14 protein-coding genes are annotated in these 14,879 nt (G+C 62.1%); 12 read left to right on the top strand and 2 right to left on the bottom strand.

Annotation, left to right across the window (positions count from 1 at the left end; genetic code table 11):
- Positions 1–59 precede the first annotated feature (59 nt).
- The 6 genes from ACKPCU_RS00835 to ACKPCU_RS00810 all read left to right on the top strand — a co-directional run bounded on the left by ACKPCU_RS00835 (position 60) and on the right by ACKPCU_RS00810 (position 6,552).
- Positions 60–1,319, top strand: coding sequence for an NAD(P)/FAD-dependent oxidoreductase (locus ACKPCU_RS00835; protein ID WP_321349154.1), 1,260 nt, complete (start codon positions 60–62; stop codon positions 1,317–1,319).
- A gap of 184 nt (positions 1,320–1,503) precedes the next feature.
- Positions 1,504–2,130, top strand: coding sequence for a TetR/AcrR family transcriptional regulator (locus ACKPCU_RS00830; RefSeq protein WP_321349153.1), 627 nt, complete (start codon positions 1,504–1,506; stop codon positions 2,128–2,130).
- Positions 2,131–2,910 (top strand): M90 family metallopeptidase, encoded by a 780-nt coding sequence (locus ACKPCU_RS00825; protein ID WP_321349152.1) that lies wholly within the window; start codon positions 2,131–2,133, stop codon positions 2,908–2,910.
- Between the two features lie 162 nt (positions 2,911–3,072).
- The gene (gene aguB / locus ACKPCU_RS00820; RefSeq protein WP_321349151.1) at positions 3,073–3,951 is read left to right on the top strand and encodes an N-carbamoylputrescine amidase; all 879 of its coding nucleotides are present in this window, start codon (positions 3,073–3,075) and stop codon (positions 3,949–3,951) included.
- A gap of 4 nt (positions 3,952–3,955) precedes the next feature.
- The gene (gene aguA / locus ACKPCU_RS00815; RefSeq protein ID WP_321349150.1) at positions 3,956–5,056 is read left to right on the top strand and encodes an agmatine deiminase; all 1,101 of its coding nucleotides are present in this window, start codon (positions 3,956–3,958) and stop codon (positions 5,054–5,056) included.
- Between the two features lie 140 nt (positions 5,057–5,196).
- Positions 5,197–6,552, top strand: a complete 1,356-nt coding sequence (locus tag ACKPCU_RS00810) for a hypothetical protein (protein WP_321349149.1) — start codon at positions 5,197–5,199, stop codon at positions 6,550–6,552.
- 126 nt (positions 6,553–6,678) lie between these two features.
- Here ACKPCU_RS00810 and argH read toward each other — a convergent pair whose 3' ends face one another.
- A complete protein-coding gene (gene argH / locus ACKPCU_RS00805; RefSeq protein ID WP_321349148.1) occupies positions 6,679–8,073 on the bottom strand; it encodes an argininosuccinate lyase in 1,395 nt (464 codons plus the stop codon).
- 94 nt (positions 8,074–8,167) lie between these two features.
- On the opposite strand from argH, the gene ACKPCU_RS00800 reads away from it, so the two are divergent.
- The 6 genes from ACKPCU_RS00800 to ACKPCU_RS00775 all read left to right on the top strand — a co-directional run bounded on the left by ACKPCU_RS00800 (position 8,168) and on the right by ACKPCU_RS00775 (position 14,140).
- Positions 8,168–9,271 carry a sensor histidine kinase gene (locus tag ACKPCU_RS00800; RefSeq protein ID WP_321349147.1) on the top strand — a complete coding sequence of 368 codons (1,104 nt, stop codon included), beginning with the start codon at positions 8,168–8,170 and terminating at the stop codon, positions 9,269–9,271.
- Entirely contained in the window at positions 9,252–10,001 is a 750-nt protein-coding gene (locus ACKPCU_RS00795) for a LytR/AlgR family response regulator transcription factor (protein ID WP_104738037.1), read from the top strand. The genes ACKPCU_RS00800 and ACKPCU_RS00795 overlap by 20 nt, the downstream gene beginning before the upstream one ends.
- Positions 10,002–10,079: 78 nt before the next feature.
- Positions 10,080–11,018, top strand: a complete 939-nt coding sequence (gene hemC, locus ACKPCU_RS00790; RefSeq protein ID WP_321349146.1) for a hydroxymethylbilane synthase — start codon at positions 10,080–10,082, stop codon at positions 11,016–11,018.
- Positions 11,015–11,770: a uroporphyrinogen-III synthase gene (locus tag ACKPCU_RS00785; protein ID WP_321349145.1), complete on the top strand. Its 756-nt coding sequence runs from the start codon at positions 11,015–11,017 to the stop codon at positions 11,768–11,770. Before hemC ends, ACKPCU_RS00785 begins: the two co-directional genes overlap by 4 nt.
- Before the next feature lie 8 nt (positions 11,771–11,778).
- Positions 11,779–12,915: a uroporphyrinogen-III C-methyltransferase gene (locus ACKPCU_RS00780; protein ID WP_321349144.1), complete on the top strand. Its 1,137-nt coding sequence runs from the start codon at positions 11,779–11,781 to the stop codon at positions 12,913–12,915.
- Positions 12,908–14,140, top strand: a complete 1,233-nt coding sequence (locus ACKPCU_RS00775) for a heme biosynthesis HemY N-terminal domain-containing protein (protein ID WP_321349143.1) — start codon at positions 12,908–12,910, stop codon at positions 14,138–14,140. Before ACKPCU_RS00780 ends, ACKPCU_RS00775 begins: the two co-directional genes overlap by 8 nt.
- Here ACKPCU_RS00775 and ACKPCU_RS00770 read toward each other — a convergent pair.
- A complete protein-coding gene (locus ACKPCU_RS00770) occupies positions 14,107–14,511 on the bottom strand; it encodes a hypothetical protein (RefSeq protein ID WP_321349142.1) in 405 nt (134 codons plus the stop codon). The two genes, ACKPCU_RS00775 and ACKPCU_RS00770, sit on opposite strands and share 34 nt — an antisense overlap.
- Between the last annotated feature and the right edge of the window lie 368 nt (positions 14,512–14,879).

The following is a 14,879-nucleotide window of genomic DNA, read 5'->3' as shown; positions in this document are numbered from 1 at the left end:
CGTGACCCATCACAATCCCGCCATCCGGCGGGATTGTTCGTTATACGAGAGCCTTTGTGATGAATGATTCCTGGTATCGGGCCAGTGTGCCTGCTGTTCCGCCCCGTGCGCAGCTGCAGGGCGTGCTGGATGCGGATGTCTGTATCGTGGGTGCCGGTTTTACCGGCCTGTCGGCAGCGCTGGAGCTGGCCGAGGCCGGGCGCAGCGTGATTGTGCTTGAGGCCGAGGATGTCGGCTGGGGGTGTTCTGGTCGCAATGGCGGGCAGATCAACCCCGGCGTGGCCTGCGATCATGCAAGGGTGGTACGCGAGTTGGGCGAGACCGATGCGCGTCGGGTGCGGCAGCTGGGCGTCGATGGGGTGGATCTGCTCCGTGATCGGGTCGAGCGGCATGGCATTGACTGCGATCTGAAATGGGGCATTCTGCTGGTTGCCAACAAGGCCCGTCATGTCCCTGAGCTGCACGCCTGGCAGGACGAGCTGGGTGCGCTGGGCTACGACCGATTGGAGTTCCATGACCGCGCAGCGCTTCAAGGTCTGCTCCGAGCCGATTATCACGCCGGCGTCATGGACTGGGGTGGCGGTGATCTGCATCCGTTGAAGTACGTGCAGGGACTGGCGCGCGCAGCTGAGCAGGCAGGCGTGCGTATCCTCGAGCGGTCCGCTGTGCGCAGCTATCGCGAGCAGCGCGGGCAGGTTCAGGTTTGTACGGCTGGCGGGCAGGTGCGCGCCGGCCATCTGCTGCTGGCGGGTAACGCCTACCTCGGCAAGCTGCTGCCCTGGTACCGCAAGGGCTTTATGCCGATTGGCAGCTATATCGGGGCGACTCGGCCGCTCGGTGATCTGGCCGGGCAGTTGATTCCTTCCCGCGCAGCGGTCTGCGACATGAACACCCTGATCGACTATTACCGCCTGACGCCGGATAACCGTCTGCTGTTCGGCGGGCGCGCCAGCGCCCGCGATGCCCGTCCTGATGCATTGCGCCAGACGATGCGTGAGCGCATGGCGCAGGTGTTTCCGCAGCTGGCGGGTGAGGATTTCGAATACCTCTGGGGTGGTCAGGTAGCAATGACCATGAGTAAGGCACCGGTGTTTGGTCGGCTGGGCCAGCGGGTGCTGTTCACCCAGGGGTATTCCGGGCAGGGGGTGGCGCTGGCCGGGCTGGCTGGCAAGCTGATGGCCGAGACGGTGTTGGGCGATGCGCGCAACTTCGACCTCATGGCGCGCTGGCGTCACCTGCCGGTACCGCCGGGGGCACCGCTGCAGACGGCTATCCGGGCGCTGGCGTTGCTGTGGTATCGTCTGCAGGACAGTCGCTGATACGGACGTTTTGAGGGCTGTTGTCACAATCTGGTTGCAACCGGTTGTGACCAAAAATTTGCCAATCAAGGCGCGAGGAGCGTGATTTGTTCAGCACATCTCTTTATTGCACCCCTGCGAGGCCGGTGCGCCAGAGCGCTTTCGGCGTCGCGCTGGTGCATTCGCGTCGTGGCGGCAGCCGCGTATGAGTCGAGCTGCCCCTAAACGCCGGGCCAGCAGTCAGGAGCGGATCGACCGTATCCTCGAGGCGACCACTGCGCTGCTTGACCAGGGCGGACTGAGTGCGCTGTCGATCTATGCCATCGCCGAGCAGGCCGGCATCCCTCCGTCTTCGGTGTATCACTTCTTTCCTCAAGTCAGCGACGTCTTGGCGGCGCTGGCCGAGCGCCTGTTTCTCCAACTGGATGCGATTCTCCAGATACCTCCGGTCTCCCGTCCGTCCAGCTGGATGGAGCTGGTGGCCGACATTGAACAGCGCTTTCAGGATTACTACCGCAGCAACCCGGCTGCCCGTGAGCTACTGCTGGCTGGGCACGATCTAGCTGCGATTCGGCAGGCGGATCAGCAGCACGATCAACTGCTTGGGCGGCGTTTTCAGCAATGTCTGGCTGAGGTCTTCGTGCTGCCGTCGTTGCCAAATGATGTGGATATCTTCGCGTTGGCGATGCAGGCGGCAGACAAGCTGCTCGCCGTCGGCTATCAGCAGTCGGGTGAGCTGTCGGGCCCGATCTGCCGTGAAGCAACACGGCTGATGACCGCGTATCTGGGTGTCTACCTGCCGCCGGTGCTGGCGCGCGTCGAGGGACGCTGAGTGGGACTGTTGCGCTGGTGGCGCGCGCGCAGCGAGCAGCGTCGACTGCAGCGCGTGCAGGCCGAGCTCGACCCGGCGCTCTGGCAGCAGGCGCTGGGTGACTGGCTCTGCTACCGTCACCTGAACCCGGAGCAACGTGAGCGTCTGCACGATACCGCGCTGCGCTTTCTGCTGCGCAAGCACCTGCACCCGCTGGAGGGTGTTGAGCTGGACGATGTCCTGCGACTGCGAGTCGCTGGAATGGCGGCGCTTCCGGTGTTGGAGATCGGTCTTGACTGGTACGACGGCTGGCAGACGCTAGTGCTGTATGACGGCCCGTTCCGTACCCGACAAAAATGGCGTGATGAGGCTGGCGTCGTGCACGAAGCGGTACGTGAGCTGAGCGGTGAAGCCTGGTTGCGCGGCCCGGTGGTGTTGTCGCTGGAGGATGTGAGTCACTCGGGGCGCGCGGACGGGTTCAACGTGGTGATCCATGAGTTGGCGCATACGCTGGATATGCGCTCGTCGGTCGCCAACGGCTCGCCGCCGTTGCACCAGGGCATGAGTCAGGCGGACTGGGCGCGTGATATGCAGGCTGCCTGGGATGATCTGGCCCAGCGTGCCGAGCGCGGTGAGCACCTGCCCCTGGATGCCTACGCGCTGGAGGCACCGGCCGAGTTCTTTGCCGTGCTGTCGGAGAGCTTTTTTGAGTGCCCCCAGGTGTTACACGGCACCTGGCCGGCGGTCTATCGGCACTTGACCGATTTTTATTGGCAGAACCCGCTGCGTTGGCATACCTGAGCGGCAGGCTGACGTAGACAGGGCTATGCTTGCCCCTGCTGAATCGGAATAAATGCGGTTAAATATCGATTTTTCGGCCTTTGTTTTATTGTCAGTCTAATTTTGATTAGGTATAAATCGATAATTATCGGTTTAATTGGCTTTTATCTTCAGGAGTGCGTCATGACCCGTACCGTTACCGTAGCTGCAACCCAGATGGGCTGTTCCTGGGATCGTCAGGCCAACCTTGCGCAGGCAGAAAAGCTGGTGCGCGAGGCCGCTGCCCAAGGTGCGCAGGTCATTCTGATTCAGGAGTTGTTTGAAACGCCGTACTTCTGCCAGAAGCCCAACCCGGACTATCTGCAGCTGGCGACACGGGTCGAAGACAACCCCGCAATCAAGCACTTTCAAGCGCTGGCGAAGGAGCTTGCGGTGGTGCTGCCGATCAGTTTCTTCGAGCTGGCCGGGCGGGCGCGCTTCAACAGTGTTGCCATCATCGACGCCGATGGCGGCAACCTGGGCATCTATCGCAAGAGCCACATCCCTGATGGTCCCGGTTATCACGAGAAGTACTACTTCAACCCGGGCGATACCGGCTTCAAGGTCTGGCAGACCCGTTATGCGAAGATTGGCGTCGGCATTTGCTGGGATCAGTGGTTCCCCGAGTGCGCGCGCAGCATGGCATTGATGGGCGCGGAGCTGCTGTTTTATCCGACCGCTATCGGCAGCGAGCCGCATGACCACAGCATCAACTCGCGTGATCACTGGCAGCGCGTGCAGCAGGGCCATGCCGGTGCCAACCTGATGCCGCTGATTGCCAGTAACCGGATTGGTCGCGAAGAGCAGGATGGCTATGACATCACCTTTTACGGCTCCTCATTTATCGCCAACCAGTTTGGCGAGAAGGTGCAGGAGCTGAACGAGACGGAAACCGGCGTGCTGGTGCAGACCTTTGATCTGGACGAGCTAGAGCACATCCGCAGTGCCTGGGGGGTATTCCGTGACCGTCGTCCGAATCTGTACGGTCCGGTCAAAACCCTGGATGGTGAACTGGAGTCCTGAGCTGATGTTCAACCTGCATACCACGCCGCGCCACGATGGTTACTTCATGCCCGCCGAGTGGGCGCCGCACAGCCAAACCTGGATGATCTGGCCAGAGCGACCGGATAACTGGCGTCAGCAGGCGGCGCCGGCGCAGGCGGCTTTTGCTGCTGTGGCGCAGGCTATCGCCGGATTTGAGCCGGTGACCGTTGGGGTTTCTGCGGCAGAGTATGCCAACGCCTGTGCTCAGCTCGACCATCCGGCGATTCGTGTGGTTGAGCTGAGCAGCAACGATGCCTGGGTGCGTGATACCGGGCCGACCTTCGTCATTAACGGACAGGGCGGGCTGCGCGGCGTTGACTGGACGTTCAATGCTTGGGGCGGCGAGCTTGGTGGGCTCTACCGCGACTGGGCGCTGGACGATCAGGTCGCCAGCAAGATTCTGTCGATGGAGCGCTGCCCGCGTTATCGCACCGAGGGCTTCGTGCTTGAAGGCGGTTCTATTCATGTCGACGGCGAAGGCACCCTGCTGACAACCGAAGAATGCCTGCTTAACGCCAATCGCAACCCGCATCTGCAGCCCGAGGAGATCGAACTGCAACTGTCGGAGCACCTGGGGATCAGCAAGGTCATCTGGTTGCCCGAGGGGCTGTTCAACGATGAAACCGACGGCCACGTTGATAACTTTTGCTGTTTCGTTCGTCCTGGCGAGGTGCTGTTGGCCTGGACCGACGACCCGCAGGACCCGAATTATCCGCGCTGCCAGGCAGCGGCCGAGGTGCTGGCCACCGAGCGAGATGCACAGGGCCGTGAGCTGATTGTGCACCGGATTCCGATTCCCGGGCCGATTCATGCAACCGCTGAGGAATGCGCGGATGTGCGCGCGGTGGACGGCAGTCAGCCCCGTGACCCCGCGATTCGTCTGGCCGGCTCCTACGTCAATTTCCTGATCGTCAACGATGGGATTGTTGCGCCCTGCTTTGATGATCCGCGTGATGCCGAGGCGCTGGATGTGCTGCAGCGGATATTTCCCGAGCGACGGGTGGTGACGGTTCCCGGCCGTGAGATTCTGCTGGGCGGTGGCAATATTCACTGTATTACCCAGCAACAACCGTCAGTCGGATGAGCGGTGCGGAATTGGCTCACATCCCAGGTTTGAGTACTGGAGACTGGCGAGCCCAGCGGGCATAATCGGACTGTACCAATACGGAGCCGAGCGCTTAAGCTCGGCGGTTTCAGGATGTAATCCGTCCAGAAGGAATTTTCATGCTGTTTATCAAAAATCTTCCCTTCCCGCTTACCCGTGGCGCTGTCGCGCTGGGTATGGCGGTTACCCTTGCAGGTTGTGCAGCTACCCAAGGCACCGCGGTATTCGATGCTGAAGGCAAGGCTCGTCTGCAGGGCGAAATTACCAGCACCAGTCCGGTCAACTTCAGCGACGGCTCGCACCATCAGGTCTTCAGCGTCAAGCTCAAGCAGGGCGATCTGGTACGTGTTCAGCAGGGTGGCGCGCTCGATGGCGCTGTGTTGACGCTGGTCGATGAGCGCAATCAACTGGTCAGCGGCCCGAATCATGGCACGCTGCATCTGACCCCTGACGCCGATGGCACCTACCGTCTGGGCGTTAGCGGCTCTGGCCCCAGCACCTTTGGTCCGTTCCAGCTGGCGCTGGAAAAGGTCTCTGCGCGTAATGGTGGCGCACTTGAGCTGGATGACTCGGTCTTCGGTCTGCTGACCCGAGGCAATCAGGCCAACGACTACACCTTGACTGTTGCTGAGGCCGGCCTGTACGAAATCACCATGACGTCTGATGACATGGATACTGTGCTGAAACTGAGCGGTGGTTCTGTGTCGGCTGAGGATGACGATGGCGGTGACGGTACCAACTCCCGTCTGACCGTTCAGCTGGATCCTGGCAGCTACCAGGTCACCGCGACCGCACTGGATGACCCGGCAGAGGGCGCTTACGATCTGTCGGTGACCAGCCGTCCGCTGCCTGAGGGTGTGGAGCTGGTCAACGGTGGTCCGATCGAACTCGGCAGCAGCATTACCGGTCTGGCCGATAGTAGCCCGAAGGTCTACAGCTTCGATGTGTCAGAGCGTTCGCTAGTGCGCGTGGTCATGAGTTCTGCGGTTGTCGACAGCTATCTCTCCCTGCAGGGGCCGGGTGTTGACGTGAGTGACGACGATGGCGCCGGCAGCAATCTGGATGCGGCCATTACCACTCTGGTTGCTCCCGGCAGCTATCGGGTCAGTGCCTCTACTGTAGACGGCAGTGCCGGTCTGTTCACGCTGACCACCTCAACCCAGGCGGTCAATGGCAACGGCTCCAGTCTGCGCCCTGGCGAGGCCGTTTCCGGCGTGCTGTCCGGTGCCAGTGTCGAGAAGACTCTGGTCGTCAGGGAGGCCGGCCACTATAAGGTTGAGCTGTACTCCAGCGACTTTGATGCCATGCTGAAGCTGACTGGCAATGGTGTAGAGCTGGAAGACGATGACGGTGCCGGCGGAACAAACTCGCGTATCAGCACCTATCTGGAAGCGGGTCGTTACACGTTGGCCGCGAGCAGCTACGACAACAACGGTCGTGGTAGCTTCGTGATCAGCGCCGAGCGCGAGCAGTAAGTAGTAAGGCCGGCAGCCCGGTTGGGCTGCCGGTTAGAGGCCCTGTCGCCGTTTCGTTCGCTCTGCCTGCCTGGTCGATACATGGCCGCCGGCAAGCGGGTAAGCGAAGCGACAGCAGGCCCTGACTCAGTCTTTGAGCAGGGCGCGGCCGCGTTGGACGGCTGCCAGCACCTGAGCCGGTGCCGTGCCGCCAATATGGTCGCGGGCGTTGACTGAGCCTTCCAGTGTCAGAACTTCAAATACGTCCTGTTCGATCTGGTCGCTGAAGCGGCGCAGTTCATCCAGCGACATTTCTGCCAGATCCTTCCCTGAATCCACACCGTACTTGACCGCATGCCCGACGATCTCGTGGCAGTCGCGGAAGGGAATACCTTTGCGCACCAGATAGTCGGCCAGATCGGTGGCGGTGGAGAAGCCGCGCAGCGCCGCCTCGCGCATGACCTCGACCCGCGGCTCGATGGCCGGAATCATATCGGCAAAGGCGCGCAGGCTGTCGCGTAGGGTGTCAACCGCGTCAAACAGCGGTTCCTTGTCTTCCTGGTTGTCCTTGTTGTAGGCCAGTGGCTGGCTCTTCATCAGGGTCAGCAGCCCCATCAGGTGACCGTAGACGCGGCCGGATTTGCCGCGCACCAGCTCAGGAACGTCCGGGTTTTTCTTCTGCGGCATGATCGAGGAACCAGTGCAGAAGCGGTCGGGCAGGGCGATGAAGTTGAACTGGGCGCTGGTCCAGAGCACCAACTCTTCGGAAAAGCGCGACAGGTGCATCATTGCCAGCGAGGCGGCGGCGCAGAATTCGATGGCGAAGTCGCGGTCGGAAACACCGTCCAGCGAGTTGCCGGAGATGGCTTCAAAGCCGAGCAGCTCGCAGGTCACGCTGCGGTCGATCGGGTAGGTGGTGCCGGCCAGCGCAGCGCTGCCCAGTGGCATGCGGTTGACCCGCTTGCGGCAGTCGATCAGGCGCTCGCGGTCACGCTGCAGCATCTCGAACCAGGCCAGCAGGTGGTGGCCGAAGGTCACCGGCTGGGCGGTCTGCAGGTGGGTGAAACCGGGCATGATCACGGCATTGTGGCGCTCGGCCTGATCCAGCAGACCGGTCTGCAGGCGGATCAGCTCGGCGACGATGACGTCAATTTCCTCGCGCAGCCAGAGGCGGATGTCGGTGGCGACCTGATCGTTGCGTGAACGGCCGGTATGCAGCTTCTTACCGGTGATGCCGATGCGGTCGGTCAGCCTGGCTTCGATGTTCATGTGCACATCTTCAAGGTCGACCCGCCAGTCGAACTGCCCGGCTTCGATCTCGCCGCGAATACCGTTCAGGCCATCGATGATGGTGTCGCGCTCGGCGTCGGTCAGTACGCCTACCTTGGCCAGCATAGTGGCGTGGGCGATCGAGCCCTGAATGTCGTGCTTGTAGAGACGCTTGTCGAAATCCACCGAGGCGGTGAAACGGGCAACGAAGGCGTCGACCGGTTCGCTGAACCGGCCACCCCAGGATTGGTTGGTTGTCTTGTCTTGGGTCATGTCTCGGATGGGTCCGCTGCGTGTAGTATCAGAAAACGCGTAGCATACCACTTCATGCTTGCACGATGGCGGCGGGCTGGCAGACACTGATGCGATGAAGAACGGATTCTGGACGTTGCTCAAACAACCCTATGACGGAGAGGATTTCTTCCTCCCCGATCTGTGCTCGTCCGTGGCCGTATTCACCCTCATTATTCTGGCCCAGCTGGTCGTGCTGGTATGGGTGTTGGCGCAGCCGGTGGCCGGCGTCTTTGATTGGCTCCAGTTGGCCATGGCGTCATTGTTCGTGCAGTGGATTGTGCTGCTGTCGGCAGCCCTGCTGTGCCGCTTGCGAGGATGGATGCAGCGCAGGCCGCTGGCGTTAGCAGTGGCGGTCTGTTTCGCGGTCGTTATCGCTCCGACTCTGCTGTTCACCGTGCTCGGTGACTGGGTGGTCTACCGGGGTATGCAGGGCGCATTGCACTGGGAAGCCGAGCAGCTGCTGCGCCACGGGCTGATTGCCTTGATCATGACCAGCCTGTTGTTGCGCTACTTTTACCTGCAGCAGCAATGGCAGCGGCAGAACCAGGCCGAACTGCGCTCGCGCCTGCAAGCGCTGCAATCGCGCATCCGGCCGCACTTCCTGTTCAACAGCCTCAACAGTATCGCCAGTCTGATCGAGATTGAACCGGTCAAGGCGGAGCAGGCGGTGCTTGATCTCTCGGACCTGTTTCGGGCCAATCTGGCTCGTCCCGACACCTTGTCCAGCTGGGGCGAGGAGCGGGCCTTGTGCGAGGGTTACCTGCGGATCGAACAGTACCGCTTTGGTGAGCGCATGCGTGTGCACTGGGCGGTTGCCGATTTGCCGGACGACGTGCCCATGCCGTTGCTGACCCTGCAGCCGTTGCTGGAGAACGCTATCTTGCATGGGCTGCAGCCGAGAGTGGATGGCGGCGATATTCATATTGAAGGCCGGTTGCAGAACGGGCTGGTTGAACTTGTGGTACGTAATACCTGTCCTGAGCAGACAGGGGCGCATCATGGTGCGCAGATGGCGATGGGAAATATCCGTGCACGCCTGCAGGCGCTGTTCGGGGAGCAGTCGGAACTGGAAGGCTGGCGGGAAGGGGAATGCTTCTTCAGCAGGCTGGTCTATCCTGTTAGACAACGTCCAACAATGGCAGAGAAGTCATTATCGAATGAAAGTATTGATCGCTGATGATGAGCCGCTGGCCCGCGAGCGGCTGGCGCGACTGGTCGGATCACTGCCGGGTTACAAGGCACTACCGGAGATGGCCAGCAACGGTCATGAGGCACTGCAACTGGTGGAAGAGCACCACCCGGATATTGTTCTGCTGGACATTCGCATGCCTGGGCTGGATGGTCTGCAGACGGCTGCCAAGCTCTGCGAGAATGCGGAAGCGCCAGCCGTCGTGTTCTGTACCGCGCATGGTGAGTATGCACTGGATGCCTTTGCGGTCAGTGCGGTTGGCTATCTGCTCAAGCCGGTGCGCAGTGAGGCGCTGGTCGAAGCCTTGTCCAAGGCGCAACGGCCCAATCGCATGCAGCTGGCGAACCTTGGCAAGGCCACTCCGCCGGCCGAGGGCGCCCAGGCGCGTAGCCACATCAGCGCGCGTACCCGCAAGGGTATCGAGCTGATTCCGATCGAGGACGTGCTGTATTTTATTGCCGATCACAAATACGTCACCCTTCGCCATGTGCATGGTGAGGTCTTGCTGGACGAGCCGCTGAAGGCGTTGGAGGAGGAGTTCGGCGACCGGTTTGTACGCATCCACCGCAATGCGCTGGTCGCTCGGGCGCGCATCGAATGTCTGCAGCGAACATCGATGGGGCACTTTGAGCTTTGTCTGAAAGATCTGGAAGGCGAGACCCTGACGGTCAGTCGCCGTCATGTGCCGGGTGTGCGCCGGCTGATGGAGCGGTTGTGACCGGCCTGCGACACCGACTCGCGTGGATGCCCACCTGAGCATGGCGTATGATGGGGCCTGGTTTGAAGCGAGAGTCTCATGAGTCGACATCTGCGAATTGCCACCCGCAAGAGCGCACTGGCCCTGTGGCAGGCCGAATATGTAAAGGCGCGTCTCGAACAGCTGGACCTGACGCTCAGCGTCAGTCTGGTCCCGATGGTCAGCCGCGGCGATCAGCTGCTGGATTCCCCGCTGGCCAAGATTGGCGGCAAGGGGCTGTTCGTCAAGGAGCTGGAAACTGCCATGCTGAACGACGAGGCGGATCTGGCTGTGCACTCCATGAAGGACGTGCCGATGCAGTTCCCCGACGGTCTGGGGCTGTACGCCATCTGCGAGCGAGAAGACCCCCGCGACGCCTTTGTTTCCAACACCTTTGATCATGTCGACAGCCTGCCCGCCGGCAGCGTGGTCGGTACCTCCAGCCTGCGGCGTCAGGCGCAGATCATGGCGCGTCGGCCTGACCTGCAGATCCGGTTTTTGCGTGGCAACGTCAATACCCGTCTGGCCAAACTGGATGCCGGTGAGTACGACGCCATCATTCTGGCAACCGCAGGCTTGATGCGGCTTGGCTTTGGTGAGCGTATTCGTTATTCGATGCCGCCGGAGGAGAGTCTCCCCGCTGGGGGGCAGGGCGCCGTTGGCATTGAGTGCCGCAGCGGCGATACCGAGCTGCAGGCGCTGCTGAGCAAGCTCAACGACGAAGACAGTGCGCTGCGTGTGCGCGCCGAGCGAGCACTTAACACCCGCCTGAACGGCGGCTGCCAGGTGCCGATCGCCTGTTATGCCGAACGCGAGAACGGCCAGCTTTGGTTGCGCGGACTGGTTGGCGACCCGGACGGTCAGCGTATGCTGCGAGCTGAAGCCAGCGGCCCGGAAAACGATCCGGAGACACTCGGCATTGCGGTGGCTGAGGATCTGCTGGCGCAGGGTGCGCAAGCGATCCTGGATGCAGTGTACGAGGAGGCGCCGGCGCGGTGAGCGGGTGCCTGCTGCTGACCCGTCAGGCGGCGGATAATCAGCGTCTGGCTGCACGATTTGCAGCTGAAGGGGTTGAGACCTGCAGTGTACCGCTGCTTGAGCTGCGGCCCTGCGTGGAAGGGCCGGTCGAGCGACAACATATGCTCGACCTGGATCGCTATCACGCCGTGGTCGTGGTCAGTCCGACTGCTGCCCGGCTGGGTTTGGAGCGGCTTGACCGCTACTGGCCACAGCCTCCGGTCGGTATCGATTGGCTGGCGGTGGGTGGCGGAACTGCGCAAGTGCTGCGTGAATATGGTCTGCCGGCCCAATGTCCGGAGCAGGGGCAAGATAGCGAGGCATTGCTGGCGCTGCCGTTGTGGCAAGCGCACTTTGCCCGGCCGGATCTGAAGGTGTTGATCTGGCGGGGTGAGGACGGTCGCGAGCATCTGGCCGATCAGATTCGCGCTGCCGGTGGTACGGTGGACTACCTGCCGTTATATGCGCGTAGCGCACCGGATTCGCTGTCTGCGGAGTTGACTGCGGTGGCCCGGCGGGTAGATCGGTTGATCGTGCTCAGCGTGCAGGCCTTGAACAACTGGCGAACGGCCGCTGGCGATGACTGGCAGCGCCAGCGTCACTGGCGCTGCTGGGTGCCGAGTGAACGGATTGCGGCACAGGCCGCGGCCTTGGGTTGTACGGATGTAGTAACCTGTCGAGGTGCGGACGATAGCGCGTTGGTCGAGGCCGTGCTGACCGGCTCGTCGGGATGACAAAGGGGATGCGTGTGGAACCGAGCGAAGCGAACAACAAGACCGAACAGCCGCAGACTGCGGTCAAGCCCGAGGCTGCCAAGGCTGAGCCGAGCAAGCCGAGTCCGGCGACGAGTCGTAAGTCAGCGGGCAATGGTGGTGGCGGCCGTGGGGTCAGCTGGCTGGCGCTGCTGGTGGCTGCAGCGGCGCTGGGGCTGTCTGGCTGGCAATGGCAGCAGGCTCGCCAGCAACAGCAGGCCCAGCTTGCTTTGCTGGAACAGCAGAGCAGCCAGTTCGACAGTGCCAGCGCGAGGCTTGATCAGCGCCTTGAGGGTGTTCCGCAGGGGCGCGACTGGGACGCAGCTCAGCGGCTGATAGCCGAGATGCAGCGCGGTCAGCAGGCGCTGGTTGAGCGTCTGAACGTTCTTCAGGGGGATGGTCGCGAAGAGTGGAAACTGGCGGAAGCCCAGTACCTGTTGCGCCTTGCCTCGTTACGTCTGCTGGCGGTGCAGGACGTGACAGCAGCACTTGAGCTGCTGGAAACCGTGGATGGCATTCTGAAGTCGATGCCTGACAGTGGACTGTACGGTGTCCGCGAGCAACTTGCCCGTTATCAGACAGAACTGGAGAGCCTGCCCGAACTGGACCGCGCCGGTGTTTTCCTGCGCCTTGGCGCCCTGCGTGACCAGGTCGAAACCCTTGCCGCTCTGCCCGTCCCTGAGTTTGATCCGGATGAGGTCAGCACTGAGGAGGAATACGCCGACCGCCTGCAGCGCCGTGATCGTTGGGATCGGGTGCTGATGCGCTTGGAGCGCTATGTTCGGGTGGATTTTCAGCGCGGCAAGGTGATTACCCCGTTGCTGGATGATGCCGAGTTGCAGCGGGTACGCCGGACCCTGCAGTTGACGCTGGAGCAGGCCCAGTGGGCCGCGCTGCGGGGAGAGGAAGAGGTATATCAAGCCAGCCTGACCCAGGCAGAGAAGTTGCTGACCCAGTACTTCGAGTTGGAGAATCCGAAGGTCCAGGCCATGCAGACACAGCTGCAGGCTTTGCATGAGCGGGCTGTCAGTCTCTCGCCGCCGGACCTGGCACCGCTGCAGCAGAGCCTGGCCAATTACCTGCAGTCGCGCAAGACGCCGCAGGTAGAGGAGCCGGCCGATGAGTAAAAGCTATGTGGCCATTCTGGCGGTCGTGCTGGTCGCTGCGTTGCTGGGCATGGCGATTGCCGAGGACCCGGGCTACCTGCTGATTGCCTGGCGTAATGTGTCGATCGAGACCAGTATCTGGGTCGGTATTGGTGTGTTGCTCGCCTTCTGGCTGTTGCTCTGGCTGGTGCGCTCGCTTTGGCGTCTGCTGACAGCGTCCGGTCGCCGGATCAACCCCTGGTCGCGGCGCAACCTGCAACAGCGCGCCAGCGCGCTGGCGACGCGCGGCCTGCTGGAGTTTGCTGAAGGCCACTGGCAGCAGTCGGTGCGCCTGCTCAAGCGCTCTGCGCCCCATTCAGAGCTGCCGTTGATCAACTATCTGGCGGCTGCCCGTGCAGCCAACGAGCTGGGAGACTACGCCGAGTCGGACTCCTTGCTGCGTGAGGCCTACGAGGCTACGCCCAAGGCTGACGTTGCCATCGCCGTGACCCAGGCGCAGCTGCAGATCGCCCGCGGTCAGCTGGAACAGGCGCTGGCGACGCTGACCCGTCTGCGCAAGGATCATCCCAAGCATCTGTATGCACTCAAGTTGATGAGCCAGGTCTACCTGCGGCTGGAAGACTGGGGGAGCTTACTTGAGCTGTTGCCGGAATTGCGCAAGCAGAAGGTGCTGCGCGAGGATGAACAGCAGGCGTTGGAGCGTCAGGTCCACGCCGCCTTGTTGGCTCAGGCCGGGCAGCGGTCGGCCGCGGCGGATGCCGACCCGGCCAGTCTGGTCATTGCTGCCTGGGAGCGTATGCCTAAGCGGCTGCGTGAGGATCCGGAGCTGATCGAGGCCTATGCGCTGCAGCTGCGCGCACATGGACGCGACGCAATGGCTGAAGAAGCGCTGCGTCACGGTCTGCAACAACAGTTCAACGAGCGACTTGCCAATCTGTATGGCCTGGTCAAGGGCAAGGACTGTGCGCGTCAGCTGGCAAATGTCGAGCAATGGCTGGTCACGCACCCGCACAACGCGGCGCTGCTGTTGGCCGCTGGTCGTCTGGCCCAGAGAAACAGTCTGTGGGGCAAGGCGCGTGACTACCTTGAAGCCAGCTTTGCCAGCCGCCGAGATATCCAGACCTGCGCCGAACTGGCTCGGTTGCTGGACCGGATGGGGGATGCCAGCGGTTCCCAGCGCACGATTCGCGACGGCTTCGAGATGCTGGAAGATCACCTGCCGGCGTTGCCGCTCCCTGACGCCTGATAGTGTTGAATCTGCTGCAGGCCCTGATTGAGTAACAGTCGGGCCTGCTCTCCGGCCTCGCCAGGGATGAAGCAGACGTGCATGGTGGGTTCGCCAAGCAGCTGTTTGGCAAACGTCAGTTTGTCCGCATTCTGGCGCAGCAGGGGCTCATGGCTCAGCCAGTGTTGCATCACCTGTTCGTCGATTACCGCCAGATCCAGTCTTCCGTACACCAGCTTGAGCAGGTTCAGCTGGTCGTTGGCGGCCTCCTTGACCTTGAGCGTGCCGTCGGCCACCAGCGCATCGAACTCGGGCACGTTACGATAGCCGCGTACCACGCCGATGCGGTACGTTCTCAGGTCCTCCAGCTGGTCCCAGCTTACCCAGGCCAACCCGGCTGGTGCCGATGCTGTCTGAGTAAAGGCACAGCTGGTCGTCGGCAAAGTAGCGGGGGAAATAGCCGACGATGTCAGGTTCGGTCGTCGCGGACCTGATGGCTCTGCTCCAAGGCTGGAAATGGATCAGCAGAGGGGTATCCTGACTTGCCAGCGCACGGCGTAGCAGCTCTGACAGCGAACCCTGGCCCGGCAGGTCCGCGCCGCTGTAGGGTGGCCATTCCAGGCTGCTGAGCTCGATCGCGGCCAGTGGGTTGCAAAAGAGCGAATGCAGGGCGATCAGCGCAACGCCGAACAGCGCCCTGTGCCGCGATCTGCTGCGATGCGGAGCGTATGCTTGAGTGAATTCAGATACGTCCGCGTCG

This window comes from Halopseudomonas oceani, from assembly GCF_963677335.1.
Classification (GTDB): domain Bacteria; phylum Pseudomonadota; class Gammaproteobacteria; order Pseudomonadales; family Pseudomonadaceae; genus Halopseudomonas; species Halopseudomonas oceani.
Note: the sequence above shows the minus strand (reverse complement) of the source record. Positions and strands in the feature narration are given on the sequence as shown.